Source organism: Blastopirellula marina (genome assembly GCF_002967715.1).
Lineage (GTDB): Bacteria > Planctomycetota > Planctomycetia > Pirellulales > Pirellulaceae > Bremerella > Bremerella marina_B.
In genome coordinates this window covers 61,877-86,256 of the sequence record NZ_PUIA01000026.1, presented here as the reverse complement: position 1 = coordinate 86,256, position 24,380 = coordinate 61,877, and the positions used below count along the sequence as shown (strand labels likewise).

The following is a 24,380-nucleotide window of genomic DNA, read 5'->3' as shown; positions in this document are numbered from 1 at the left end:
TCCTCGGGGTGATTAGAGGCAGATGCTTGAGAGTGTGAGGTAGGGAAAGGGAAGTGATGTTGGTTTGGGCTTCGGCCGTTTTCTGGCATGCACCCAATCTCTATTTTACCGTGAAGTAATTCTAACTGCGACTATCCGAAAGACGCTAATATTCCGGGTTTTGAGCGAAAAATGCCACTATTTGCTGTTATCGACCCGGTAGATTTCCCCACATCTCCTGCATCAAGGCAAAAACTTCTGGTTCGTCTTTCTTGAGTTCGCCGGTGACGAATGGGTAGAAGTCGTTCGAACCGAAATAAGCTTCCGTCATTTCGGCGAAAAACTCCTTGGGATTCGTTAATGCATAATGCTCGCGAAGATGGCCAGGGCTGGTGAGGACAGACTGGTAATTTTGATTCTCTTTAAACTTGTCCCATGCGGACTGGATGCGCGCATTATCGAAGCCAAGAAATTGATCGTGATAGGCATGGGCAAGCTCGTGCAGAACGACCCACGGCATACGGTGGTTTTCGTAGGGGGAAAGAAAAGCATCGACGCTGGGAATATGAACGCACTTGGCAAGATCTTCGTTGTAGCCGTTCCGTTTTAGCCAGCCCTTGTCTGGGTGATACTGCATAGCGGTAAGTTTGCCATAGTCGAGATCAAGCTGGATGACGACCTGGCGTATTTTTTCCAGCGATGCCTCAGGCATGACGACATCGATTGCCACAAGTCGAGCGGTGAGTAGCTTTAATGCACGCTCACCTTTGTCCTTGTGTTCGCCGGTGAGAAGCCGGTCGTCGACTCGCACATTCCACCCTTCGACGTTGCGGATGGTATGGGATGCCGGCAACGCGGGAGAGTCCTTTGCCAATAGTTGTCCTGCTGTAAGGAATACGAGCATCAGCAGTTGCGTGAAAACGATAGTCTTATTCATGAGGACTGCCTTAATCGTCTCTGGATATTAGGACTTCTTGCGGCTGGGAAGGGTTGGCGGTTTGGCATCTTGCGAGCGAATTAGCGGTGCCGTAGGACGCTTTGATGCTTTGATATCTGCGACGTGGTCTTCGTACATCTTCTGCAACTGCTCGCAGACTTCAGGGTGTTGGGCGGAAACATTGTTGGTTTCGCCGATATCAGCGACGATGTCGTAAAGTTGAACTGGTTCGTTCGAAGGTGTTCGCCCCTGTGGGGCATCGCGTCCCTGCTTCTTTTCTTTCCACGGGTAGTACTTCCATTTCCCGTGTCGGACGGTTCCTTCACCATGCATGAGAACATATGACTCGCGAGGCCCCTCGGCGTTTTCTGTCAGCATAACCGTGCGAATGTCGACTCCATCGATTTTGCGCCCGGAAAGCTTCCCATCACACAGTTTGGCCAGCGTCGGCAAAAGATCGATCGAAGCCGTGATTTCATCGCATACGGAACTGGCGGGGATCGTCCCTGGCCACCACATGAGCGTTGGCTCACGAATGCCCCCGTCATACACACTCGCCTTCTTGGCTCGGAGCGGAAGTGAAGAGCCCACCGCTGCACCATTGTCACTCGTGAAGATGACTAGGGTGTTTTCGGCGATACCTTGATCGCGAACGGTTTTTAGAATCTCGCCAACAGACCAGTCGACCTCTTCAATCGCGTCCCAAATCAACTTATCGGTTCGTCCTTGGAATTCTTGGCTGACGTGTAGCGGCAAGTGCACCATCGTATGCGGCAGATACAGAAAGAATGGTTTGTCACTTTCCGTTTGGATAAAGCGAATCGCTTCCTCGGTGTAGCGTTTGGTGATCGTGTTCTGGTCGCAGGGATATTCGATGATTTCTTCATCTCGCATCAGTGGGACGACGTTCTTTTTCGTGACGCCATCTTGCATCTGCTGCATGGTTACCCCATCGCGGAGCACGAGGTCGTTGGCCAGCTTATTAGCCGGGTCGATCCACATGTCATTGCTATAAGGGATGCCGAAGTAGCTGTCGAATCCTTGATATGTCGGCAGGCAAGGGGGGAGATGACCCAGGTGCCATTTCCCCACGCAGGCCGTTCGATAGCCGGCATCTTTGAGCATGTCCGCAATCGTCTGTTCCTCTGGATGCAGGCCCTGATTGCTGTTGGGAAAGAGAACTGGGTTCATACTGAGTCTCTGATAGTGCGTGCCAGTCAGCAGCGCTGTCCGAGAGCCAGAGCAGACAGCACAGCCGACATAGAAGTCGGTGAACTTCATTCCTTCGGCGGCCATCTGGTTTAGATTGGGCGTTCGTGGGCCTTGGGCTCCATTGAATTCAACGTCACCGAATCCTAAGTCGTCGATGAAAATCAGGATCACGTTCGGTGGTCGCCTCGTTTCATCTCCCAGGGCCAATTCGGTATGAGAAACAAGAAGGCAAGTTAGGAGAAATCCTACGAGCAGTCGCATGATGGTGGTCTCGCGAAGTAAGAAAAGCGTCGAGGGGCAGGAAGTTGATCGATTATCAATGGCACGGAGATTCAGGTCAAATATTCGTAAGTTCCAGCGATTCAAGGAATACCGGAGGTCCAGAGGCAAAAGTGCTCTCACGCCATGCACAATTTAGCGCAACAAAAAATTGTAGAATATTTCAGAAACAGTGTTCAGGGCGTTATGGAAATTTGCTACGTTTAGAAGTAATCCGAATGGCCAGTGTTTCGGATGACAATCGCGGTTTGTTGGAACTCCGTACTCCTTTTCTCGAAAACCTTTTCCTTTATCCCTCTTGTACTGACATATAGCTCTCGAATCGCGACACTGTTTTTCTACCGCGATCGAAGTGAGTGGGGGGTGTCAGTGTTTTGGTCATTTGGTGGGTTCGTCTCATGAGATCGAACGTATCCATACCCTATTCCTTTTCTATTCTGGGAGATCGTTATGAAAGTGCGCTTCGGACGATCCGGCTTTACTTTGGTCGAACTTCTCGTCGTGATCGCAATCATCGGTGTGTTAATCGCTCTTCTGTTACCGGCCGTACAGCAAGCCCGCGAGGCAGCTCGGCGGATGCAATGCACTAACAACTTGAAACAGTTTGGGCTAGGTCTTCACAATCACCACGATACGTATGGTCAGTTTCCGGTGGGCTATGAGTTCCGATCGGGTTTCACTGACGGTGATCCAACCTGGGGATGGGCCGCATTTCTGATGCCGTTCATCGAGCAGGAAACCATTTACGATGCGATCGATCCGAAGAATCAGACGCTTGCCAACGCGGTCGCCAATGCAAATGATCTCGCGGTCATGAAGACACCTCTCGATATCTTCCGCTGTCCGTCGGATACTGGGCCAGATTTGAATGATCAGCGAAAACTTGCTGGGCAGGCGACGGCCGTGTCGAACTACATCGGGTCCAACTCGAGTGATCTGGCCGCGCGGAATGATGGCATTCCAGGAACTAATTACGGTGCCGATGGCATCTTCTGGGAAAACAGCGATTGCAATTTCGCTGATGTTACCGATGGTACGTCAAACACGTTTGCGATCGGCGAACGTAGTTGGAACATGAATCGTCGGAATGGAACCGGTAAAGCAAACTACTACGCAGGTAATATCTATGGCGTAGAAGGGCGACTGGTTGTCGGTGGAAGTCCTGTTTCAACGAAAACGCTTTACTCGGTCCTGGGTGGAACGGTGCGGACGATCAACTATGCGAGGAACGATGCTTACGAGAGTTCTTCGTTTAGTAGCCTGCATCCAGGTGGTGTCCAGTTCCTTTTCTGCGACGGCAGTGTTCAATTCATCCCCGACACGGTGGAATTCGATTCGGACAACACTCCTGATACTGTTCTGGAATTGTTGGCCTCGCGTACTGATGGTCGGCCTGTCACCATTCCTTAGTCGAATTCACCAGATGTGTTTGCCCTAAAAGGATGAATAGTTATGCGTTCGTTGTTTTCACAATGGAGTCAGACTCAGGTAATGTTGTGTCTGACGGTTCTGGTTGCCTGGATGGTTTTTGGCTGTAGCTCGATGGCTTCACTCGACCCTGCCGAGCAGTCCGTCAAGTCGTTTGTCGAAGAGAAAGGAGGTATGGTCGAGACCAAAGACGGCCATATCGTTACCGTTTGGTGTGAAAGTGCGAACCTGCAAGACTCGGATCTTGAACAGTTCGCTGCCCTGCCCCAGCTCAGTGCGTTGTACCTGAATTACAACAGCGACATTACGAATGATGTGTTTTCGATGTTTGACAATATGCCGACATTAAAAACGCTTGAATTGGCAGAAACCAAAATCAGCCAACGAGCCGCCGATAAGTTCCGAGAGGTACATCCTGAGATGTCCGTTTCGGGGCCAGGCGTCTAGCTCACTTGCTACAATTCCTCTAAGTCTAAAAAGACGGACCTGCTTGGGTCCGTCTTTTTCTTCTATGTGTATCTTCTTATGTCGTCAGAAGTTCGGACGCGTCGCGCGAAATTGCAATCCCGAATGCAAATCTCAGACCCCCTCGGAATCGTCTTCTCTTGGGGCTAGGGTTGCGCCCAGGGCTATCAGATAGGAGACGAGAAATGCGTAAGATCATGTTGGCGGGTACCATTGCTGTCGGATTGGGAATCTTTTTGGTCGGGGCAGTCCTGACGGGCGAAGAGGGGATTACTCAGTCAGCCAATGAAAACCCGCAGATCGACTACCAAGGCTTCCTGAAACAGGTGCAAGAGGTCGCTAAGGTTCGTGAAAAGCGACGCGTATCTGAGGAAGAGTTCATTCGAATGATGAATGATCCTAAGACAATCGTTCTCGACGCCCGCAGCAAGCGGATGTACGACCTACTTCATGTGAAAGGAGCTGTGCATATCTCGTTGCCGGACATGACTGCCGAGGATCTGGCTGAGCTGATTCCCCAAAAAGACACTCGCGTGGTGATCTACTGTAACAACAACTTTAAGAATGAACCCCAGGCCTTTGCCCCTAAGGCTCCCGTCGCTTCGCTCAACTTGAATACCTACAACACGCTGTATAGCTATGGCTATCGAAACATCTATGAGTTGAAGCCTCTCTTGGACCGCCGCGAAACGAAGATTCCCTTCGCTGGCACTTCCGCTGAAAACAGCAAGTAATCAAGTAACAGGCACTTGGTTTGCCCAGTCGGATTTAGGGCACTTGGTTTTTCTTTCAAGACCGATCTAGTGTCAACTCGTCAATCACCCTGGTTGGGGACAACCTGGCTTCCAGGGACGCTCCTTCTTCAGGCAATGGTGGACTCTTCTCATCTTATCTAAAGTTTCGATTGTAGTTTGGCGATACGTCGCCCGTCGCGTGTTCCCCACATAGAAGTCCCTTGCCAGTCTGAGTCTCGACCCACCCCGATATGGAGGAAAAAACTTTCGAGGTGATGTCGAATTTGGCTGAATTCCTTCGACTAGTCCTTGGAAGAGTGATTGCCATCGGGTGGACTGTCACTTTTATTACTATTTACACCATGAACTAGAATCAACTTCGCATTCGATGGAATGCGAAGTTGAACCGGTTCCATTCTCATTGAGAAACTATCGGGAACGAAAGAGACAACCATGAAGTACATGTTGCTGGTTTACGGAGCGGAAACGTGCTGGACGCCTGAGAGCCGCGAGGATTGCATGCGCAAAAGCATGGCGATTTGCGAGGAATTGGAAAAGGAAGGCAAGTTAATTGCCGCGTCCCCGCTTCAGTCTATTTCGACGTCCAAGACGGTTCGGGTTAGGGAAGGCAAGCCGTTGGTTACGACCGGACCTTTCGCCGAAACGACCGAGCAGCTAGGCGGATATTACATATTGGATGTTGCCACCGAAGAAGAAGCCCTGGCGATAGCTGCCCGGATCCCTCCGGCTTCGGTAGGTTGCGTTGAAGTCCGCCCGTTGGACCACCTTCCACAGTAGCTGCTTCTGGCACTTCTCCCTTGGCTTGATGGCGATTATGATCCAAGCAGTGTCCGAAATCAGACTCTTTTGCATGGTTGGGCCGGGGGCATATGGCAAGCATCTATGATCTGCCAACATGGGAAATTGTTGGCAGCATTTTTGTCCTGACGTTTATCGCCAACGAAGTTGGTTTTCGTGCAGGTTCCCGAGAAGGGAAGAACGATTCGGAGGGGGCACGCGCTGTCAGTAACGGTCTTAAGGCCAGCATCTTGGGACTGGCTGCTTTGCTGTTAGGGTTTTCGTTTTCGACCACGACCACCAAGCACTATCAACGGCAAAGGCTGGTCCTGGACGAAGCCAATGCCATCGGTACGTGTTATCTACGTGCCGGTCTGCTGGGTGAGCCGCAGAAATCGGAGCTTCAACAAAGTCTCAAGCGGTTCACGAATCTGCGTCTTAAGCATTTTGAATTGGCACTCGATCACGACGCCTACGACGAAACTCTCTCGCAGATGCAAACGGAACTTGATCAGATATGGCACAGTGTCGAGACGACAGCGCAGACTCAGCCTGATCGAGTGGTTCCTAGTCAAATTGTTCCCGCAGCCAACAGTGTCATCGACCTGAATACGACTCGTCTGTGGTCGGCACGCAACCACATGCCACAGCCAGTCGTGATCTTGCTGTGCATTTGTATCATCGTTTCCAGCATGATAACCGGGCATTCATCAGGACAGGTCGGCAAGAGATATCTTGGATTGTGGTTTGCGTTTAACGTACTGCTTACACTGGTTCTCTTTGTCATTCTCGATTTCGATCGCCCTCGTCGGGGCTTGATCCAGGTCGACCATCACCCACTGGTAGAGGTTCTTGAGACGATGGAGCCAGCTTCCCGTTAGTGCGAAACACTCATTGGTGTGCTTCATGAAAATCAGTAAGTCAAGACTAACCGTTTTGTGCGTTTCTGGGGTCTTGGCGATCACCTGTGCCGTGTTTTATGTCCAGTATTTTATGCTGCGGCCGATTGGCAGTGGGCCTGCGGGACCAGAGGTTGCCGACGAGCCCTTCAGCGAAATCTGGAGCGACCGCAAGGTGATGCTTGTAGGGATCGGGGACAGCATCACGGCAGGCCTCGGTGCTGACTCGCCAGATCACACCTTTTTCCAGCGGCTTGTGGAAAATCCTTCCGACGAATTCCCCGATATGCAGGGAAAGTCTCTTTCGATCATCTTGCCTGGCCTAATTGCAGAGAACCTGGCGATTTCTGGTTCGACGTCGAAAGACCATTTGCGTGTCATAGAAGATCGGTTGTTGCCACACGAACCTGACGTCTTTGGGCTGGTGGTCATAACCTCAGGTGGAAATGACTTGATCCATAGCTATGGACGGAGGCCTCCTAAGGAGTGTGCCATGTACGGTGCAACGCTTGCTGAGGCCGAGCCGTGGATCGCTTCATTTCGCATACGCCTGAGTGATATGCTTGATAAGATTACCGCATCCTTTCCCGGCGGTTGCGAGATTTATCTGGCAGACATTTACGATCCGACCGACGGTGTGGGGGATGCGCCGAGTGTCTATCTTCCGCATTGGCCAGACGCTTTGGCTATTCACGAGAGGTACAACGAAGTCATCCTGGATTGCATTGACGCACGTCCCAACGTCTACCATGTTCCTCTACATGAAACCTTCATGGGGCATGGTTCGCACGCGACTCAATTCTGGCGATCCACTTACGTTACAGACGATCCGAATTATTGGTTCTATGAAAACATCGAAGACCCCAACGATCGGGGCTACGATGCCATTCGCCGAGTATTTCTCAACAAGATCATCGATCACTCTTCGCTTCACGCAAGTGCCCCTTTAAGTGCCAAGTAGGGGGCGTGCAGGTCTCTATCGAAGACGCTTTTGTTCCATCAGCGATCGAAAGTAATTGACGTGATCGGTCGCGCAGCGTTCCAGGCTAAAGTGTTGAATCACACGCGAACGGGCCGCATCTCCCAGGCTTTTCGCCAGCTGCTGGCTTTCGATTACCCGAATGATGGAATCGGCCAGGGCACTAACATCATCAACCGGAAAGACGATTCCCGTTTCATCGTGGTCTATCAGAATGCGATTTCCAGGGATATCGCTTACCACACAGGGAAGTTTCGCCGCCATCGCTTCCAGCAGTGCGATTGACATTCCTTCGTGCAATGACGGCAGCACAAAAGCATCGGCCGCAGCCAGTACGTCTTCGACCGTGTCGAACGCCCCTGGCAAGATGATACGACTTTGCAGTCCCATGGCTCCGACTAACGAAGTGAGTTCGCCTTCCTGAGGGCCTTCCCCGATCAGCCATAGGCGTGCCATAGGGAAACGTTGCAGGACATACGACCACGCACGCACGACTTTAGTAAGACCTTTTCCCGGATGAAGTCGACCGGTGAAGACTACCAGCGGGGCGGACTCGGCGAGGGTCAGAATTGGATTGGCAGCGGCAAGTGCAGCCCGAGCCGCGCGACGCTGTTCGTCGCTCCGCGCAGGTCCGACGCGGACACCGTTGGGGATAAAGCGAATCTTGTCTCGCTCGAACCCAGATGAAATCATCTCGTCGAAAATCTGTTGGCTGGGAGCCACAAAGCCATCTGCCTGCTGGCAGGTGCGACGAATGCGATGGCCGAAATTGGCGGTTTCGTGAAAGGCACAGTCCCCTGTATCGCCGGCTCCTTCGGCCCGCAAGATAATCGGGACTTTGCTCCCTTGCAGGCGTGATGTCGCGACGACGGCACTATGTTTGAGCATCGAGACGTAGACTGCATCGAGCTGCGATTGATGCGTTCGTAACCAGCGGCCAAGAGACATCATGTAGCGCACAGTTCCCCAGCCGCGAACCGATGGGTTAGGCAGGCGAACGACAGGAATGCCGCGATGCGAGATCTGTTTCGGCCAATCAGGATGCCACTGGGCGGTCACGAGTTGAACTTGATGTCCTTGACGCGTGAGTTCTTCGGCCAGGTTGGCCATAACTATTTCCGCCCCTCCGACCAAAGGCCAGAATCGGCGAGTGACAAGTGCCAGGCGGAGAGGTGTCATGCGTGCGAAGCGATCTCGTGGTCTTCCAGTGCCGCAACAAACGGCAGATTGCGGTAGAGGTCTTGATAATCCAAACCGTAACCCACGACGAACTCGTTGGGAATATGAAAGCCGACAAAGTCAGGCCGGATTGCGACTTCGTGTCGCTCGGACTTGGAAAGCAGCACCAGTGATCGAACCGAGGTCGGGCCATGCTCTTGGATGCTTTCGAGCACATTCTTCAGGGTATGTCCCGTATCGAAGATGTCATCGACGACCAGCACGTCTTGCCCGGTAATTTGCGGCATCATGTCGAGGTTTAAGGCCAGTTCACCCGCGGAAGTGGCGGTTCCTCGATAGCTGCGGGCCTGCATAACGCCCACTTTCAGCGGCATTTCAAGCTGACGAATCAGGTCTGCCATCAATACCAGACTGCCGGTCATCACCCCGAGCACCGTCAGGGGGCTGTCTCCGTAGGTTTCCGCCAGTTCCGTCGCCAGATGGGTGACTCTTGTGGCTAGTTCTTTCGTTTCAATCAAAGTATGCAAAGAAATCATCCCCACGTGCGGATGGAGGAAGTTGAATCGACATGCGGCTATTGTAAGCTGTTAACTCTTTATGCTGTAGAGTCCGTGCTGACTCCTTGCTTGATCCGGTAGCGAATCAAGAAATTGGGCAATTATCTCCTGCATATCCAATCACCCAGTGGAGTCGATTTCATGTTTGACATCATCGGAGACATTCACGGCCACGCCGACGAATTGACCGCACTGCTCAATAAGCTGGGCTATTCTCCGCGAGATGGGGTGTATGGTCACCCAGATCGACGCGTCATCTTTCTAGGAGACTTCGTCGATCGAGGTCCTGAGATTCGCGAGACACTGGAGATTGTCCGCGGCATGGTCGAGACCGACGCGGCCCTAACGGTGATGGGCAATCATGAACTAAACGCGATGGCGTTTCATACGGCTTACCCCGATCAGCCTGGCGAGTATCTACGGCCTCATACGGCCAAGAACGAAAAACAGCACGGGCAAACGTTGGCTCAGCTTAGCGAGTCCCAGTTGAGCGATGCCCTGGCATGGTTTCGCACGCTACCGATGTGGCTGGAACTGGACGGACTGCGCGCGGTGCATGCCTGCTGGGATGACGCCGCAATTGGCCAGATTGAAAACCAGCTACAGCAGCCAGGCGGATTGACCGACCAGGTGCTGGCATCTGCCTGCTTGCCTGGCGAACCGCTATTTGCTTCTGTTGAAGCCATCCTTAAAGGGAAAGAGATGCAACTACCCACCGGATATAGCTTCCAAGACAAGGATGGTCATCAGCGCACGAAAACACGGACGCGTTGGTTCCTGGCTGCCGATGGGCATACGTTCGGCAGTTACGCGATGACCGACCAACTGACCTGCGATGTTCCGCTGAGTGAGGATGTTCTCGTTACGTGCCGACCTTACGGAGCGAGCGAGAGACCGGTGTTTCTCGGGCATTACTGGCTGAAAGAAGCCACGCCCCGGCGGTTGGCCAGGAACGTGGCTTGTGTCGATTACAGCGTTGCCAAAGGGGGCTTCCTGTGTGCCTATCGTTGGGATGGCGAACAGGAACTTCGTAACGAAAAGTTTGTCTATTTGAAGTAACGGGAACTGTCAGTTTACTGCGGCACCGGCGACACCGAAGCCGCCAGCTAGAAGGATGAAGAATATTGGGATGATGATTGCTATGATTCCCAAGACGATGCCGACGATGCCAAGAATCATGCCGATTTGGGTCATTTGACGCCCTTCTGGGTCCATCCGTCCGGCATCAATCTCGGCCAAGTCTTGCGAGCCCATGTACCAGGCCACTGGGGCGCAGAAGCAGCAGGCCATAATACCGAGTATTCCCAGGACCAAAATGAGCACACCACGATGTGGTTTCATGTCCGCGTTTCCTTACTTCTTCGAATGATCGGTTTAATATGAACATCGATTCCACGAGGTGAAAACCTCGCGGGGTATGATAACAGGGCCCCAGCGCAATTCCCAGCAAAGATCTGCAATTGTCGATTAATCGCTAAAGTCGTTATTGGTCCCGAATGGGCGATTCCCGGCGGCATGATATCATGGGATGTCACATCAAGTGACAAAGGACTCAGACAAGACACATCACCGCTTACGACGTGCACACCGGGAACTTTCATGGCCGATCAACCCACCTACGGCAACTGGCGCGAGATCGACCTCGATGGGCATTTGTGCGAACTGTTCGAACCGCAGCAGCGGAACGAGCACGGCTTCGTTGCCATCTATCTACATGGGGTGCACCTGGGGAAGCTGTACCACAGCCCGGCGTTTATCGAACAGCTAGAAAAGTTCGGCTTACCGGTCGTGGCCCCGGTGACGCAGCGCAGCTGGTGGACTGATCGCATCTGCGAGGAGTTCGATCCCCAGCGTTCGGCCCAGACCTATTTGCTGGAAAGTGTGTTGCCATTTGTCGAATCTGAATACGGGGCCAAGTCGTCGAAGGTGGCCCTGTTCGGGACCAGCATGGGTGGGCAAGGCTCGCTGCGGTTTGCCTATAAATTTCCCGATGTCTTCCCGATTGTGGCGGCGGTAAGCCCCGCGATTGATTATCAAAATCGGATGCGGGACGACCCGGAAGACAATCTGTGGCAAATGTACGACAGCACCGAACAGGCCCGGCAGGACACGACCACTCTGCACATTCACCCACTGAACTGGCCCCGGAATCAATTCTTTTGCTGCTGCCCTGAGGACTCCTCTTGGTGGGAAAGCTCGGATCGATTACGAATGAAGCTGCAGTCTTTGGGCGTGCCGCATACGTGCGACCTCGAGACCAAGGGAGGGGGGCATGGCTTTAACTACTACAGCCTGATGGCCCCCAAGGTGGTGCAGTTCCTCTGGGATTCTTTGGAAAAAGAACGCCGCCGAGTTGTTTAGATCAACATGCACCCGTGAAGAATTCGCTGGACGATGCAGAAACTGATGCTCATCATCCCGACACTTGATCGTTCGGGAGCCGAGAAACAATTGACGATGTTGGCCAAGGGATTGCCGCGCGATCAGTTCGATGTCTCGGTCTGCTGCCTGACGCGGGGTGGTCCCTACAGTGAAGAGCTCAGTGCGGCCGGTATCCCGGTAACGGTGATCGGCAAGCAGTTGAAGATCGATCCGCCTGCGTACTGGCGACTCAAGAAGCACATTCAGGACGTGAAGCCTGATATCGTTCATACCTGGCTTTTTGCCGCCAATAGCTACGGTCGCAAAGCGGCCCAGGCAGTTGGCGTTCGTCATGTCCTGTGCGGCGAGCGCTGCGTCGATCCCTGGAAGATCACGCACGAACATCTGATCGATCGCTACCTCGACCGGAAGACTGATAAGATCGTGGTCAACAGTTCCGGCATCGTCGACTTCTACGTGAAGAAGGGACGCGACAAGAGCAAGTTTGTCGTCATTCCTAACGGCATTGACCTCATCGACGGACCTCCTCAGATCAGCAAGTCAGATCTTTGGCAGCAGCTGAAGTTGCCGCCGCACGCCAAGATGATGCTTAGCGTTGGACGTCTCTGGCCGCAGAAACGGATGAAGGATTTGATCTGGGCAACCGAGATCTTGAAGCGTATCCGCGACGATGCGTTTCTAGTGATTGTCGGCGATGGCCCCCAGCGGGAACGCCTGGTGCGTTATACGAAGCAGGTCACCATTGACGACAAGGTGCGGATCGCCGGCCCACGAGACGATGTGGCGGACCTGATGCGACATGCCACCCTGTTCATGCTGGCCAGCGGCTACGAAGGCCAGTCGAATGCTCTGATGGAGGCCATGGCCATCGGGCTGCCGGTGGCGGTCAGCGATATACCCGGCAACCGTGATTTAGTCACCCACGACGAGAACGGATACCTCGTCGGGCTGGGACAGCGGACCGAGTATTCCCGCTTTGCCAATTTCCTGCTGGAAGATGAGGCCCTGCGAAACCGTTTCTCAGAAGCGGGGCGTAAGACGATTCAGGAGCAGTTCAGCGTCCAACAGATGATCGATCGTCACGCGGCCCTCTATCAAAGTTTGTCGTAATTAATGGGCAGTAGCCCACTTCTGGCGAACTCCCCTGCCCCGGTTGTTGTCTCTTTTGACCGGCGGTAGGCTAGTAGGTTTGAATTCCGGCCATCCGTTTGACCCTAGTAAAACTCAGAACGAAGACCATGAGCGATCCCTATTTCCAGAAGCTGTTTGCTGAACGTATCGGTGGCGAAAACTACGGTAAGGGGACCGCGATCTACAAGTTCGAGAAGATCAAACGAGCCAAACGCAAGGCTTTGGCCGATTACCCGGATCGCCAGCTGATCGACTTCGGAATCGGCGAAAACGACGAAATGGCCCCGGAATCGGTCCGTAAGGTCATGGGCGAAGAGATCAACAAGCCTGAGAACCGCGGCTATGCCGACAACGGTGTCGCCGAGTTCAAGAAGGCAGCCGCCGACTACATGAAACGGATGTTCGGTGTCGAACTCGATGCCACGACCGAAGTGAACCACTGCATCGGTTCCAAGACGGCTCTGGCCATGCTGCCGGCCTGCTTCATCAACCCAGGCGACATCTGTCTGATGACGGTCCCTGGTTACCCGGTTGCCGGAACGCATGCGGCCTACTACGGCGGTACGGTTTACAAGCTTCCTCTGTTGGCTGAAAACGACTTCTTCCCAGATCTCGACGGCATCCCCGCAGAAGTGAAGGAGAAGGCTAAGCTGCTGGTGATCAACTATCCCAACAGCCCAACAGGTAAGGTTGCGACCAAAGAGTTCTACGAAAAGGTCATCAAGTTTGCCAAGGAAAACAACCTGGTTGTCGTTCAGGACGCAGCCCATACGGTGCTGACCTTCGAAGGCGAACCGCTCAGTTTCCTCAGCGTGCCAGGTGCCAAGGACGTGGGTGTGGAAGTCCATTCGTTGTCCAAGGGCTTCGATATGATCGGCTGGCGAATTGGTTGGGTTTGCGGTAACCCTCTGCTGGTCCAGGCCTTCAGCGACGTCAAAGACAACTGCGACAGCGGGCAGTTCATCGCCATTCAAAAAGCGGCCGCCGCCGCTTTGGCCAACGAAGAAATCCCGAAGCAAACCAGGGCTAAGTACGAGCGTCGTCTGAAGAAGCTGGTCGACATGCTCAACCGCTGCGGTTTTCAGTGCAAGATGCCAGGCGGAACGTACTTCCTGTACACGAAGAGCCCTTCGGGTGTCGAAGGTGGTCCAAGTTTCGCTAATGCCGAAGAAGCCTCGCAGTACCTCATCACTGAGAAGTCGATCTGCACGGTGCCTTGGGACGATGCCGGCGCGTTCCTTCGTTTCTCGGTCACGTACGTCGCAGCGGATGAAGCTGCGGAAGACGCCCTGATGGAAGAAACCGAAAAGCGTCTGAAGCAGATCTCGCTGAAGTTCGACTAAGTGATGGGCTTCGTGTTAGTTCGGAAAAATTCAGAGATCTCAGGTTTCTGAATTTTTCCTTGGGCCGCATTCAGGATCAGTTCGGTGTAACTATCCTGAGTTGTGTGAAGCTCATAGCCATTTACTTTCAGGAAGATGATTCCTGCGGCGGCGGAAATTCTCTTGTTGCCGTCTAGGAATGGATGATTGGGAGCGAGGTGGAAGACATACGCGCTCGCTTTGTCGAATATGGTGGGGTGAAGTTCTGTTCCCCCATACGTTGCCAGGGGCATTGCTAATGCAGACTCCAGCAGTCCTCTATCGCGAAGCCCATCTTGTCCACCATATGTTTCGATCTGCCACCGATGAATTGCCAGGGCATCCTCGATGCTGAGGAATAACATGGCACTCACTCCGCGAGTTTCCGAAACGTATCGGGGAAGTTCTCGTCGGCGAATTTGATGGCGTCTTGGAACGCTTCTGGGGAAATACCACTGGGAGATTTCGAGAGTTTGATCCCGTCTTCTAGTTGGGTGATTTCCAAAGGCGTGGTTTCATCCAGTTGCAACTGCTCGACGACCGAGGCGTCGAGTTCCAGTACGTAGCGATCGCCTTGTTTTTTAAGCCGGACAATCATAGCGAGCTTCGCGAGTTAGTGATGTTCTGTCGTCGGACAAAGGAAGTATTACGGTAAGCTTACCACTTCCCCATCCCCTTTGTCCCCCAGCTTGCGAAAGAGATCAACCTCGATTGTGTAGGGGATGAACCGTACGCTGCCATCGACCAGCAAGGCATTCAAGCCGCCATCGTGGGAACTGCCGAATCGATTGGCACCGTTGATGGGAGTGGAACCGATGATGTCCGGCCACGGCTCCAGGTCGGTACGGCGGATTGTTTCGTGTGTGATACCGGGGTTGCTTGCTGGTGGGCCGTCCCAGCCGGAAGTGTATCCGTAGATGTCCCCTTCCTGGGAGCCTTGTCCCATCGTGCTGAGGTTAACGCATTTCTCGGCCACCATCAGGGTGTTGCTAGTTCCGTCGGTCACCGAGGAAAAGTCGTAGAGTTTCTTGCGAGGGCCAACATTAGCACTCGATGTATCGCCGCAAGTGCCGGTAAAGTCTCTGGCCAGCACGCCTGTCCCTTCCTGGTTACCGCCAGCGTAATCGATCTGAGCCCGAGGGACCTGATCGAAGGCATTCGTGTTCGCCCCGCTCGAGCTGATACACATGTGGATCAACTTGGCCGACTCGGAAGTCGGTGAACGCCGACTCGGGCAGAAGTACTCGGGAATCGGAATGCTCATCGCGTACTTCGACGATTCCAGGTCGGTTCCGCCTGGTTTGCCGTTGTGCACGGTGTCGTGTTCCATGAAGGGAAGGATTTGGAATGCCCAGCCGGCAGCCTGTTTCTCGAGTGCCCCCGGACGGCCACCGTTAAACGTTGCGAATACGTGCTGAGCATAACCACCGGTCGGGAATGCGTTGTAAGTATCGGTGTGGTTGTGCCAGGCCAAGCCGATCTGTTTGAGCTGGTTAACGCACTGCGTCCGCCTGGCCGCCTCGCGGGCTCGCTGTACCGCCGGCAGCAGCAAGCCGATCAGAATTCCGATAATCGCGATCACCACCAAAAGTTCGACCAGCGTGAACCCTCGGCGGAGGTAGCGTTCGGAAATGTTCGCTGGCGATGGCATGGGGCTTGGGGTGGTCGTAACGGTGGTAGTGAATTTAGGGGGAGACAATAAAGTTTCAGGTTACCCGGTAGAGTGGTTTTAAGCAAACAACGGGACAAACCGTGGTAATCGACGCAAGCCATTTCGCAGCTAACAATTCCGCCGACTCGCCCCACCCGGTGACCTATATTTTTAAACGAAATAGGACATCCGATGGATTCTTGGATTGGCATTGCAAAAGGCAACTGAAGTGACAGGCGGTTCTTCCACATCGACCAGCGTTCCCAAGACACTTGGTCGCGCTCAGCATGAATCGGGCGAAGTAGGGCTGGTAGCTCAAATGGTGTCCCGGGCCCAGCAACTCTATTCGCTTCCCACCGTCGCCATGGAAGTGCTCAAGCTAACCGCCGACGAACATGCTACCGTTGTGCAAATCAAGCAGTGTATCCAGCGCGACCCGGCGATGACCCTCAAGATCCTGAAAGTCGTTAACAGCCCCCTGTTTGGGTTGTCTGGGCAGGTGTCGGATTTGAATCAGGCGCTTGCACTTCTCGGAATCAAACCGCTCAAGCTCTTGGTGCTGGGTTTCAGCCTGCCGAAAGCGATGCTGCAGGGAATTGAAGCCGAAGTACTGGCTCAGTACTGGCAGTTTGCCCTGACCAAGGCCGTAGCTGCTCGCGAGATCGCCAATCTGCAGCGGAAGAACTTCGGCGACGACGCGTTCATCGCTGGCCTGCTGTCAGAAATTGGTGCGTTGGTGATGCTGCAGGACCTAGGTGATGCCTACGCCAACTTCGCCAACAAGGTCCTTCAGGAGGAAGCGGACCTGTCAGAGATGGAATGGGAAACACTCGGTTTCGATCACAACATTCTTGGCTGCCGACTACTGCAAAGCTGGAACCTGCCGGAATCGTTGGTGCAAATCATTCGCGAAGGGCATCCTTCCTCGGGAATTGAATTCAGCAAGCTTAGTGGTCAGTCGGCAACTTTGCGTCTGGCGCACAACCTGGCCGAGGTTCTCGCACATCATCGACTCAAGTTGATGCCGAAGTTTCTCGATCAGCTGAAATCGACCACCAGCCACGATGCCGATACGGTCGAACACCTGGTCGTAGATATCCAAGAGAAGTTGTATCAACTGGCCGGCGTTCTTTCAGTCTCTTTGCCCGATGGAACCGACTACTGCGAAGTGGTTGCCCAAGCTTATTTCCAATTGTCCCAGTTGGCCGAGGTGGTCGCCGCTCCGCTGGCCTTGGGGGATCGTGCGCCTCACGCTCAGATGATTCAATCGCCGGAAGTCCAGCGGTTAATCGATACCACCAAGAGTCTGGCCGAAAATGGGGGGATTCCTCCTCATGCCGAGAAGGAAACCGGCGCAGAAGCGACCGTCGAGGAAACGCCGGTCGATCCGATCATGGCCGATGCCAACTTGCTGACGGAGATTGCCACCTCGATGCAGCGATGCCGGTCGCAGCGTTGCGAGTTCTCGATATCGCTTCTAAAGATCAATCAATTCGAGGACTTCCTGATGGTGGCCGGAGTCGAGGAAGTCGATGTCTGGCGGCAACTGGTCGCGGCTATCGTGGACCGACTGAGCGATGGTCTGGGGCGTGTGCTGCCGTGCGGCGATATGTGCCTGGCCGTTCTGCTGGACGATCACGATCGGCATCAAACGGTTACCTTAACGCGGCAAATCTTAGATCTGGTGACCGCCTGGTCGCAGCGTCGCGAGTGCCATCAAGGGATCGAACTCGCCACTTGTGGTGGCGTTGCGTCGGCATGTGTGCCACCCAAGAGTCTTCCCCCGCAAGAGATCTTTCAGGCAGCCAGACGCTGTTTGTTGGCTGCTTCGAAGGGGGGCGGTAACGCCATTAAGAGTATCGAAGTCCTGTAATCACTTGCCGTTCAAGTGATTCCTTCGGTCACCGCCGTGTCTCGGTCTCGGAAGACGCGGCCAATAAAGAAGTTACGCAGAATGGATGCCAGGGCTAACCTTTACCATTTCCCGTTGGCTCTATAGGCTTTAGGGGCTGTGTGGTCCATTCAACTGAGAGCTGGTTGACTGGTCCGCTATCCGCTCGTTGCGGAATTCTGTTAACTTGGTCTCTATGAATGAATCGATGGAATCCCGCGTAGACGAACAAACGACACCTCACAAGACCGCCTTGGACGAGGGGGCTTCGAAAGCGTGGGAACAGGATTCGGTCGAGTTTTCGTCGCAGGCCCGCCTGATTGCCAACCCTCCCGTTCGCAAACGCCGCGTACGCCTACCGGTCATTCTTTTCTTCGCTACGTGCGCATCGACCTTTCTTGCCGGAATGACCAATTGGCAGCCGTTGGAAGCGATCATCAATTTGTTTGCGTGGTCGAGCCCTGCGGCGATGGGAATTCCGCGTGCGTTTGATTCGTTCCTGTCGAGTCCAGCCGTCGAGATGCGACGTGACTTGATCCACTATCTTGCTGACTGGAAGAGTGGGTTGCTGTACATGGCAGCGATGTTGGGAATCTTGTTTGCCCACGAGATGGGGCACTTCCTGATGGCCTTGCGGTACCGAGTGCCGGCCAGTCTGCCTTACTTCATACCAGTGCCGATTTCTCCGATCGGAACATTTGGGGCAGTGATCGGCATGGATGGCATGCGTGCCGACCGCAAACAGTTATTCGACATTGGCCTGGCTGGCCCCTTGGCGGGCTTGGTTGTGGCCGTTCCCGTGCTGTGGTATGGCGTATCGCAGATGGACCTGACAGCACCGGGAACCGGATCTTTCAAGCTCGACCTGCCGATCGCTATGGCGTGGATGATGCAGTGGTTCGATGTCCCCGGGTATGAAGCAGGGATGTACATCAATCAAAGCCAGCTCAACCCCTTTTTCATGGCCGGTTGGGTGGGGCTTCTGGTGACTGGGCTCAATATGATTCCGGTCAGCCAACTCGATGGAGGGCACGTGACCTACACGATGTTCGGAAAGAGTGCCCATTGGATTGCCCGGGCATTTCTCGTGGTGGCGGTGCTCTTTATCATCACGATCGGGGCCTACCAGTGGAGCCTGATGTTGCTGCTGGTCATCTTGATGCGTCCTGATCATCCACCAACTAGTGACGACAGCGTTCCGATCGGCTGGTTCCGCTATGCTTTGGGGACGGTCTCGCTCAGCATCCCCTTGCTCTGCTTTCCGCCGATGGCAATCGTAGCTGCCTAGTCGACCGCTTTGAGCCGCTGAAGAATCTCCGACGTGATCGGACGTTTCGCGTCCCAGAAGATCCACGCTCGGTAGAACTCTTGAACTTCCGGACTGTTGAGCCGATTTGCGGTCGCGACGGCATCTTTCTTCGTGCGGAAGGAAAGAAAGTAGGTGGTATCGTCCAGCATCACTGGACGACCATCCTGAGGTGGGATAACGCGAAACGACAACTGCTTGTGCAGCGCCGAGATTGCGACCTTCCACTTGGCAAAGGAATACTCGCCAATGCCAAAGATCGAAAAGGGGGGGCGTCCTCGGTAGATAGAGCTTTTGCGATCGGCCAGTCGAGTGGCATGCCGTTGCAGATAAGCCCACGTTCGCGGTGCGGCCGACTCGATCGGGGCCGTGTCTTCACCCGTTCGCTTTTGTGGCACAATCAAAAACTTGTCGGTCTGTTTTACTTCCCCGCGGTAGACTGCCCCGGCCGGCATCATTGGGTAAAGATAGTCAGGCTCTAGTTCGACTCTTTCCCCCAGGCCGTTCACCAGGCACCAGCCCTGGCGTTCGAGTTGCATGACCGCGCGGCAATCGTGCTTCACACCGCTTCGCCAGCGTGTGGTGGGTTGAGTATCGAGGAGATGTTTCTGCCGGGCGAGCGCCCTGTGATCGGCAACCAGATTGCCAGAGTGCATGCCCAACACACTCGATATCAAGTCGGCGTCGAGCTGTTCGTAGACGTCACACGTGGTCGTGGGAGCTGCGGCTTGCATTTGGCAAACCAGCAGGCAGGCATCGACCGAGGCATCAAAGTGCTCGCGGGAGTCGATCTTGTAGATCCGGCTGTCGGCAATCGGCAGGCCCGATTTCCAGGCCTGTTCCAAAACTTTGCGTGCCACGGTCGTTTTGCACAGCATGGCCAGCGTGCAGTCTTGCTGCGGCATCGTTTCCAATAGCCGCAGGATCATCCACTGCGAGATGTCAAAGTTGGCTTTGCCTGTCTTAGCCGAGAGGCCTCGTTCGTGCTGGAAGTTGGACTTTGCCGGAAGATTGCCGCTACCCAGCGTTCCTAAAGCAGAATTCGTAACCCAAGGTGGATTGCCCAGCACGAGCAAGTGCCCCGGCTGCCGCTTCAGTAGCGATGACCAGTCCTGCTGAAAAAAGTCGGCCTGAGCGAGATCGACTTGGCAGTGGGTGCCGGAAAGTCGCCGGCGAGTTTCCGCCACGTAAGCTCGATTCCATTCGCGGCCAACCAGACGCTTACAATCGGAGAAGATGTTGGCAGCCGCGGCGAGAAACGTTCCTTGCCCGCACGTAGGTTCCAGGACGCAGTCAGGCCGAACACCATCGGCGCGGAGCATCCGACAAACAGCTTCGGCGAGGGGCATCGGAGTTTGGAAGTCGCCATACTCAGTCTTCTGACGACTTTTGACGCGAATCATGTCAGCGTTTCGAGCGGGATAATGCGATGTTGGATCGAACTTCGCGTCAGTTTAAGAGTTCTGCGAAATTCGAACCATGGCAATTTCCTGCCTTTAACTGCTGGCGATCAAGCAACTTGGGGCTTGCCGGTGGTCATGTGCGGCTCGATCAAGTCTTCCTTGGCGATCACGACCAGGCCGGATTGCGTGACTGTGAAACCCCGGCTGCGGTCGAGTTCCAGGTCGAAGCCGATCTGGGTGTCTGCTGGAATCGAAACGCCTTTGTCGATGATCGCTCGGCGGATTTGGCTATGCCGTCCGACCGAGACCCCCTCGAACAGAATCGAATCGTGGACCGACGAAAAACTGTTCACGCGAACGCGTGGGCCGATGATGCTTCGTTCGACCTCGCCTCCGGAGATGATCGATCCACCACAGACCACGCTATCCAGCGCGTACCCGCGACGGGTTGGATCCGATTCGCCGCCGAAGACAAACTTCGGTGGTGGAACGTTGGGTTGATAGGTCCGCAGCGGCCAGGCCTCGTCGTAGATGTTGAGCTGCGGATCGACCGATACGAGGTCCATGTTCGCTTCGTAGTAGGCGTCCAAAGTACCGACGTCTCGCCAATAGGCATCGTGCTTGCGATTCTCGTCGCGGAAGGGAAAAGCATAGACGCGATGGGTATCGATGATCGACGGAATGATGTTCCGTCCGAAGTCATGGGCACTGGTTCGATTAGTGGCGTCTTTGCAGAGCTGCTCGAACAGGAACGCCGCATTAAAGACGTAAATGCCCATCGACGCCAGGCAGTGCTGATCATCGCCGGGAATCGTTTTCGGGTGCTCTGGCTTCTCGTCGAAGCCGAGAATCTTCTGCACGCGATCGATCTGCATCACGCCGAAAGACCGGGCTTCCTCCACGGTCGTCTTCAAGGCACCAATGGTGAGGTCAGCCCCGTTCTCGATGTGGAAGTCGAGCATCGACGCATAGTTCATCTTATAGATGTGATCGCCAGCCAGGATCACAACATACTTCGGGCGATGCTTTTCGATGGCGTAAATGTTCTGATAAACGGCATCGGCGGTGCCTTGGTACCACTGCTCGTCGATGCGCTGTTGTGGGGGTACCACGTCGATGCATTCGCCTAGCTCTCGGCAGAAGTATCGCTGCCAGCCGACATTGATGTGCCGGTCTAAGCTTTGGGCTTTGTACTGTGTCAGCAGTTGAATCTGGCGAAAACCACTGTTCAAACAGTTTGAGAGAGCGAAGTCGATGATGCGATAGACGCCGCCAAAGGGGACCGCTGGCTTCGCGCGATCGCGGGTCAGTGGTTCCAAGCGGGAACCCTTGCCGCCGGCAAGGATCACGGTGAGTACGTTCTCCATCCGTTGCGTACCTCAGCTATGATTGGGGTGTGGGAAGAGGCAATGGAAGCTTGGGGCGGCCTCCGAGGTGTCTGCCGCATTCTATCGGCTTTACCCAATCCTCAAAACTAAAAAATGATGCCACGTCGCTAGCGGATTGCGCCAAGAAGAAGCTTGTCGTGCGGACGATAACGGTTAATTCGCCAGCGAACCGATTGGGATTGAGGACTGTCCTGGCCAACAGTCAGGCGAAGTCACACCCATTGAAGGATGCAGATGAATCCCTCTGAAAAGTCAACGGTCGAAGAAATCCGAGCCCGGTTTGATAGCGATGTCGATCGCTTCTCGAACCTGGAAACTGGGCAGTCCGCCACAATGGATGCCCCGTTGGTGCTAGATCTGATCACGCAGGTTGCCGCTACCCATCGCGCGGACGCAAAGCACGTCCTGGATATCGGGTGCGGTGCCGGCAACTACACGTTGAAGCTTCTCCAGCGTATTCCCGGCATGAACTGCACGCTGGTCGATCTCAGTCAGCCGATGCTCGACCGGGCCCGGCAGCGAGTATCCGAAAGTAGCTCCCGTGAAATTACTACCATCCAAGGCGACATTCGCGAGGTCGATCTTCCCGGCGATACCTACGATGTCGTCATGGCTGCCGCGGTGCTGCATCATCTACGGGACGATGCCGACTGGAAGCAGGTCTTTCAGAAAATTCACCAGGCGATGCGTCCCGGCGGGATCTTTCTAGTGAGCGACCTGGTAACTTCCGATCTGCCAGCGGCTGATCAGGTGCAATGGCAACGTTACGGCGAGTACCTTAACGACTTCCGAGACGATGCCTATCGTCAGACGGTCTTTGATTACATCGAAAAAGAGGACACCCCGCGGAGTGTCCTCTATCAAGTCGACGTTTGCCGAGCCGTTGGCTTTCGTCAGGTTGAAGTGCTGCACCTCAATGCCTGCTTCGGTGCGTACTGTGCGGTGAAGTAACCGAGACGCAAAACCTCTCTCCCTAACCCTTTCCCGGCGAAGGGAGAGGGGACACGACCATTGCTAACTACACCATGTCGACTGGGGCGTGGTGTGTACTTTGGCGTCTTTCCCTTCGGTGAGCCCGGCAATCTTCTTTTCGATGGCCGCAACGCTTGCGGCATCGGGATGGAATTGCAGGCCCAGGTCGATCTCGTACGTGGCACCAGGGGCGATCCGCAGCACGCGGTCGTTCTTTTCCTCGAACGAGCGAGGATTTGGGAAGTTGGTCGATGGTTCGAGACCGGTCACGTAGCCGTCTGCTTCGGCGGCGGTGTTCTTCCAGATGATGAAGTAGGGAAGCTGTTTCACATTGAAGTGGACGGAAACCCCTTGTTCGCCAGAGGCACTCTTCAATAGCGTACAGGTATCGCCGTTGGCATCGGCGGCAAGCTGCATAAAGTAAACCTGTTCGACATAGCCAGCCGTGGGGCCTTTGTAGGTCGACCAGGTGTCAACGTCGTTGGCCGCATGGTCGTTGCGTGGGCACAGTTCGGTAACAGGGCACACCACCGAAGCTCCTTCACCCAGGATGGGGGCTCCCATGTTGATGTGGTACAGCATCTGGGCCGTGCTTTCCTGGGCGGCACGGTTGATGATGCTATCGCGAATGCGGAAACCGTTTTCGCCTGTTTTGGTGCGGATCTCGGTTTTCATCGCGACGTTGTAGCACAGGAACCGCGTCTCACGGATTTCGCCACTGATGCACATTTCGCCATCAGGCGAAACTTCCACGACCACGTCTTCAGTCGGTTGATTGGCGATCCGACCGTGCAGACCATACTTCAGTCGCCCACTTTCTGCGTCGAATTCGGGCGCACCGTTGCTTTCCAGCCCGCAACGAACAATTAGTTCGTCCATGCCATCGAGCCATCCCAGCCCACTCGGTTCAGAGAGGGGCACAAACTGCGGATGCACAGGCCCTTCAACCGGCGAATCCCAGCCGATACGCGTGGTGCCGTACTTGGCCTGGTGGATGCCCATACCACGCGTAGGAATGGCCGTGAAAGAGAACTCTCCGTTCTGGACAGTCAGCAACTCGACGCCATCGCGACGTCCTCCGAAAAGCCGCGTGTGAGTCACGCTCAGACCGTGCTGCTTGGCCGCTTTCAGAAAGGGAGCCGGCTGTTGATAAGGGGACGTGACATCGTATTCACTCAGGACCCAGCGATTGCTCATGTTGCTCTTTCCCCATTTGTCATTACTAGACAGGTTTTTGGCACGAACGGACAAATTGTCGTTACCATACGCGTGCTACGCGTGAAATTCCAGCACAGAAGGGTCGAAAAGCCCCTTCATTTACTTGTCACCACGATAAAACTTGTTAAAACAAGCGCTTTCCCTTGACGGCTTTGGGCCCATCCTGCTCTGCGCTAGTCGAGTCGTCTTGTGTCGCTACGGCATATGGTAACGCAGGAATATGCTACCACA

24 protein-coding genes are annotated in these 24,380 nt (G+C 54.4%); 13 read left to right on the top strand and 11 right to left on the bottom strand.

Annotation, left to right across the window (positions count from 1 at the left end):
• Window positions 1-187 precede the first annotated feature (187 nt).
• Complete coding sequence (locus C5Y96_RS08600) at window positions 188-916, bottom strand: metallopeptidase (protein WP_105352061.1); 729 nt, start codon at window positions 914-916, stop codon at window positions 188-190.
• Window positions 917-943: 27 nt separating this feature from the next.
• Window positions 944-2,299: a sulfatase gene (locus C5Y96_RS08595; RefSeq protein ID WP_233198884.1), complete on the bottom strand. Its 1,356-nt coding sequence runs from the start codon at window positions 2,297-2,299 to the stop codon at window positions 944-946.
• Between the two features lie 558 nt (window positions 2,300-2,857).
• On the opposite strand from C5Y96_RS08595, the gene C5Y96_RS08590 reads away from it, so the two are divergent.
• The 6 genes from C5Y96_RS08590 (at window position 2,858) to C5Y96_RS08565 (ending at window position 7,692) form a co-directional block, all read left to right on the top strand.
• Window positions 2,858-3,817 carry a DUF1559 domain-containing protein gene (locus C5Y96_RS08590; protein WP_105352056.1) on the top strand — a complete coding sequence of 320 codons (960 nt, stop codon included), beginning with the start codon at window positions 2,858-2,860 and terminating at the stop codon, window positions 3,815-3,817.
• A 42-nt stretch (window positions 3,818-3,859) separates the two neighbouring features.
• Window positions 3,860-4,282 (top strand): hypothetical protein, encoded by a 423-nt coding sequence (locus tag C5Y96_RS08585; RefSeq protein ID WP_146115572.1) that lies wholly within the window; start codon window positions 3,860-3,862, stop codon window positions 4,280-4,282.
• A 203-nt stretch (window positions 4,283-4,485) separates the two neighbouring features.
• Window positions 4,486-5,034, top strand: a complete 549-nt coding sequence (locus C5Y96_RS08580; RefSeq protein WP_105352051.1) for a rhodanese-like domain-containing protein — start codon at window positions 4,486-4,488, stop codon at window positions 5,032-5,034.
• Window positions 5,035-5,487: 453 nt separating this feature from the next.
• Window positions 5,488-5,832 carry a YciI family protein gene (locus tag C5Y96_RS08575; protein ID WP_105352048.1) on the top strand — a complete coding sequence of 115 codons (345 nt, stop codon included), beginning with the start codon at window positions 5,488-5,490 and terminating at the stop codon, window positions 5,830-5,832.
• Window positions 5,833-5,924: 92 nt separating this feature from the next.
• Window positions 5,925-6,713, top strand: a complete 789-nt coding sequence (locus C5Y96_RS08570; RefSeq protein WP_105352045.1) for a hypothetical protein — start codon at window positions 5,925-5,927, stop codon at window positions 6,711-6,713.
• Window positions 6,714-6,738: 25 nt separating this feature from the next.
• A complete protein-coding gene (locus C5Y96_RS08565; RefSeq protein ID WP_105352043.1) occupies window positions 6,739-7,692 on the top strand; it encodes an SGNH/GDSL hydrolase family protein in 954 nt (317 codons plus the stop codon).
• Window positions 7,693-7,707: 15 nt separating this feature from the next.
• On the opposite strand, the gene C5Y96_RS08560 is transcribed toward C5Y96_RS08565, so the two are convergent.
• Both C5Y96_RS08560 and hpt read right to left on the bottom strand, forming a co-directional pair.
• Window positions 7,708-8,889 carry a glycosyltransferase family 4 protein gene (locus C5Y96_RS08560; protein WP_105352041.1) on the bottom strand — a complete coding sequence of 394 codons (1,182 nt, stop codon included), beginning with the start codon at window positions 8,887-8,889 and terminating at the stop codon, window positions 7,708-7,710.
• Complete coding sequence (hpt, locus tag C5Y96_RS08555) at window positions 8,886-9,416, bottom strand: hypoxanthine phosphoribosyltransferase (protein WP_105352377.1); 531 nt, start codon at window positions 9,414-9,416, stop codon at window positions 8,886-8,888. Before hpt ends, C5Y96_RS08560 begins: the two co-directional genes overlap by 4 nt.
• A 171-nt stretch (window positions 9,417-9,587) precedes the next feature.
• On the opposite strand from hpt, the gene C5Y96_RS08550 reads away from it, so the two are divergent.
• The gene (locus C5Y96_RS08550; RefSeq protein ID WP_105352038.1) at window positions 9,588-10,505 is read left to right on the top strand and encodes a metallophosphoesterase; all 918 of its coding nucleotides are present in this window, start codon (window positions 9,588-9,590) and stop codon (window positions 10,503-10,505) included.
• Window positions 10,506-10,514: 9 nt separating this feature from the next.
• Here C5Y96_RS08550 and C5Y96_RS08545 read toward each other — a convergent pair whose 3' ends face one another.
• On the bottom strand, window positions 10,515-10,787 hold the full coding sequence (locus C5Y96_RS08545; RefSeq protein ID WP_105352030.1) for a DUF4190 domain-containing protein: 273 nt from the start codon (window positions 10,785-10,787) through the stop codon (window positions 10,515-10,517).
• A gap of 258 nt (window positions 10,788-11,045) precedes the next feature.
• Between C5Y96_RS08545 and C5Y96_RS08540 the strand changes: the two genes are divergently transcribed.
• The 3 genes from C5Y96_RS08540 (at window position 11,046) to C5Y96_RS08530 (ending at window position 14,302) form a co-directional block, all read left to right on the top strand.
• Window positions 11,046-11,807, top strand: coding sequence for an alpha/beta hydrolase-fold protein (locus tag C5Y96_RS08540; RefSeq protein ID WP_105352028.1), 762 nt, complete (start codon window positions 11,046-11,048; stop codon window positions 11,805-11,807).
• Between the two features lie 33 nt (window positions 11,808-11,840).
• Complete coding sequence (locus C5Y96_RS08535) at window positions 11,841-12,938, top strand: glycosyltransferase (RefSeq protein ID WP_105352026.1); 1,098 nt, start codon at window positions 11,841-11,843, stop codon at window positions 12,936-12,938.
• Window positions 12,939-13,066: 128 nt separating this feature from the next.
• A complete protein-coding gene (locus C5Y96_RS08530; RefSeq protein WP_105352024.1) occupies window positions 13,067-14,302 on the top strand; it encodes an LL-diaminopimelate aminotransferase in 1,236 nt (411 codons plus the stop codon).
• On the opposite strand, the gene C5Y96_RS08525 is transcribed toward C5Y96_RS08530, so the two are convergent.
• From C5Y96_RS08525 to C5Y96_RS08515, 3 genes are read right to left on the bottom strand one after another with little or no spacing between them, the layout of a single operon-like run.
• The gene (locus tag C5Y96_RS08525; RefSeq protein ID WP_105352374.1) at window positions 14,299-14,685 is read right to left on the bottom strand and encodes a type II toxin-antitoxin system death-on-curing family toxin; all 387 of its coding nucleotides are present in this window, start codon (window positions 14,683-14,685) and stop codon (window positions 14,299-14,301) included. The genes C5Y96_RS08530 and C5Y96_RS08525 overlap by 4 nt on opposite strands.
• A gap of 5 nt (window positions 14,686-14,690) precedes the next feature.
• The gene (locus C5Y96_RS08520) at window positions 14,691-14,918 is read right to left on the bottom strand and encodes a hypothetical protein (protein ID WP_105352021.1); all 228 of its coding nucleotides are present in this window, start codon (window positions 14,916-14,918) and stop codon (window positions 14,691-14,693) included.
• Window positions 14,919-14,966: 48 nt separating this feature from the next.
• Entirely contained in the window at window positions 14,967-16,019 is a 1,053-nt protein-coding gene (locus C5Y96_RS08515; RefSeq protein WP_233198883.1) for a DUF1559 domain-containing protein, read from the bottom strand.
• A gap of 157 nt (window positions 16,020-16,176) precedes the next feature.
• Here C5Y96_RS08515 and C5Y96_RS08510 point away from each other — a divergent pair, with 157 nt between their 5' ends.
• Together C5Y96_RS08510 and C5Y96_RS08505 are read left to right on the top strand one after the other, a co-directional pair.
• Window positions 16,177-17,844 carry an HDOD domain-containing protein gene (locus C5Y96_RS08510; protein ID WP_105352015.1) on the top strand — a complete coding sequence of 556 codons (1,668 nt, stop codon included), beginning with the start codon at window positions 16,177-16,179 and terminating at the stop codon, window positions 17,842-17,844.
• A gap of 226 nt (window positions 17,845-18,070) precedes the next feature.
• Entirely contained in the window at window positions 18,071-19,150 is a 1,080-nt protein-coding gene (locus C5Y96_RS08505) for a site-2 protease family protein (RefSeq protein WP_146115571.1), read from the top strand.
• Here C5Y96_RS08505 and C5Y96_RS08500 read toward each other — a convergent pair.
• Together C5Y96_RS08500 and glgC are read right to left on the bottom strand one after the other, a co-directional pair.
• Window positions 19,147-20,571 (bottom strand): N-6 DNA methylase, encoded by a 1,425-nt coding sequence (locus C5Y96_RS08500; protein WP_105352010.1) that lies wholly within the window; start codon window positions 20,569-20,571, stop codon window positions 19,147-19,149. The genes C5Y96_RS08505 and C5Y96_RS08500 overlap by 4 nt on opposite strands.
• Before the next feature lie 107 nt (window positions 20,572-20,678).
• Window positions 20,679-21,938 (bottom strand): glucose-1-phosphate adenylyltransferase, encoded by a 1,260-nt coding sequence (gene glgC, locus C5Y96_RS08495; protein ID WP_105352008.1) that lies wholly within the window; start codon window positions 21,936-21,938, stop codon window positions 20,679-20,681.
• 255 nt (window positions 21,939-22,193) lie between these two features.
• Here glgC and C5Y96_RS08490 point away from each other — a divergent pair, with 255 nt between their 5' ends.
• Complete coding sequence (locus C5Y96_RS08490; protein WP_105352371.1) at window positions 22,194-22,910, top strand: class I SAM-dependent methyltransferase; 717 nt, start codon at window positions 22,194-22,196, stop codon at window positions 22,908-22,910.
• A gap of 63 nt (window positions 22,911-22,973) precedes the next feature.
• Here C5Y96_RS08490 and C5Y96_RS08485 read toward each other — a convergent pair whose 3' ends face one another.
• Entirely contained in the window at window positions 22,974-24,128 is a 1,155-nt protein-coding gene (locus C5Y96_RS08485; protein ID WP_105352006.1) for an aldose 1-epimerase family protein, read from the bottom strand.
• Window positions 24,129-24,380: the final 252 nt, after the last annotated feature.

Excerpts from the sequence above, each read along its gene's own strand:
- C5Y96_RS08600 (WP_105352061.1), bottom strand. The coding sequence starts at position 916 with ATGAATAAGACTATCGTTTTCACGCAACTGCTGATGCTCGTATTCCTT.
- C5Y96_RS08590 (WP_105352056.1), top strand. The coding sequence starts at position 2,858 with ATGAAAGTGCGCTTCGGACGATCCGGCTTTACTTTGGTCGAACTTCTC.
- C5Y96_RS08585 (WP_146115572.1), top strand. The coding sequence starts at position 3,860 with ATGCGTTCGTTGTTTTCACAATGGAGTCAGACTCAGGTAATGTTGTGT.
- C5Y96_RS08580 (WP_105352051.1), top strand. The coding sequence starts at position 4,486 with ATGCGTAAGATCATGTTGGCGGGTACCATTGCTGTCGGATTGGGAATC.
- C5Y96_RS08575 (WP_105352048.1), top strand. The coding sequence starts at position 5,488 with ATGAAGTACATGTTGCTGGTTTACGGAGCGGAAACGTGCTGGACGCCT.
- C5Y96_RS08570 (WP_105352045.1), top strand. The coding sequence starts at position 5,925 with ATGGCAAGCATCTATGATCTGCCAACATGGGAAATTGTTGGCAGCATT.
- C5Y96_RS08565 (WP_105352043.1), top strand. The coding sequence starts at position 6,739 with ATGAAAATCAGTAAGTCAAGACTAACCGTTTTGTGCGTTTCTGGGGTC.
- C5Y96_RS08560 (WP_105352041.1), bottom strand. The coding sequence starts at position 8,889 with ATGACACCTCTCCGCCTGGCACTTGTCACTCGCCGATTCTGGCCTTTG.
- C5Y96_RS08550 (WP_105352038.1), top strand. The coding sequence starts at position 9,588 with ATGTTTGACATCATCGGAGACATTCACGGCCACGCCGACGAATTGACC.
- C5Y96_RS08545 (WP_105352030.1), bottom strand. The coding sequence starts at position 10,787 with ATGAAACCACATCGTGGTGTGCTCATTTTGGTCCTGGGAATACTCGGT.
- C5Y96_RS08540 (WP_105352028.1), top strand. The coding sequence starts at position 11,046 with ATGGCCGATCAACCCACCTACGGCAACTGGCGCGAGATCGACCTCGAT.
- C5Y96_RS08535 (WP_105352026.1), top strand. The coding sequence starts at position 11,841 with ATGCAGAAACTGATGCTCATCATCCCGACACTTGATCGTTCGGGAGCC.
- C5Y96_RS08530 (WP_105352024.1), top strand. The coding sequence starts at position 13,067 with ATGAGCGATCCCTATTTCCAGAAGCTGTTTGCTGAACGTATCGGTGGC.
- C5Y96_RS08525 (WP_105352374.1), bottom strand. The coding sequence starts at position 14,685 with ATGTTATTCCTCAGCATCGAGGATGCCCTGGCAATTCATCGGTGGCAG.
- C5Y96_RS08520 (WP_105352021.1), bottom strand. The coding sequence starts at position 14,918 with ATGATTGTCCGGCTTAAAAAACAAGGCGATCGCTACGTACTGGAACTC.
- C5Y96_RS08505 (WP_146115571.1), top strand. The coding sequence starts at position 18,071 with ATGGAATCCCGCGTAGACGAACAAACGACACCTCACAAGACCGCCTTG.
- C5Y96_RS08500 (WP_105352010.1), bottom strand. The coding sequence starts at position 20,571 with ATGATTCGCGTCAAAAGTCGTCAGAAGACTGAGTATGGCGACTTCCAA.
- glgC (WP_105352008.1), bottom strand. The coding sequence starts at position 21,938 with ATGGAGAACGTACTCACCGTGATCCTTGCCGGCGGCAAGGGTTCCCGC.
- C5Y96_RS08490 (WP_105352371.1), top strand. The coding sequence starts at position 22,194 with ATGAATCCCTCTGAAAAGTCAACGGTCGAAGAAATCCGAGCCCGGTTT.
- C5Y96_RS08485 (WP_105352006.1), bottom strand. The coding sequence starts at position 24,128 with ATGAGCAATCGCTGGGTCCTGAGTGAATACGATGTCACGTCCCCTTAT.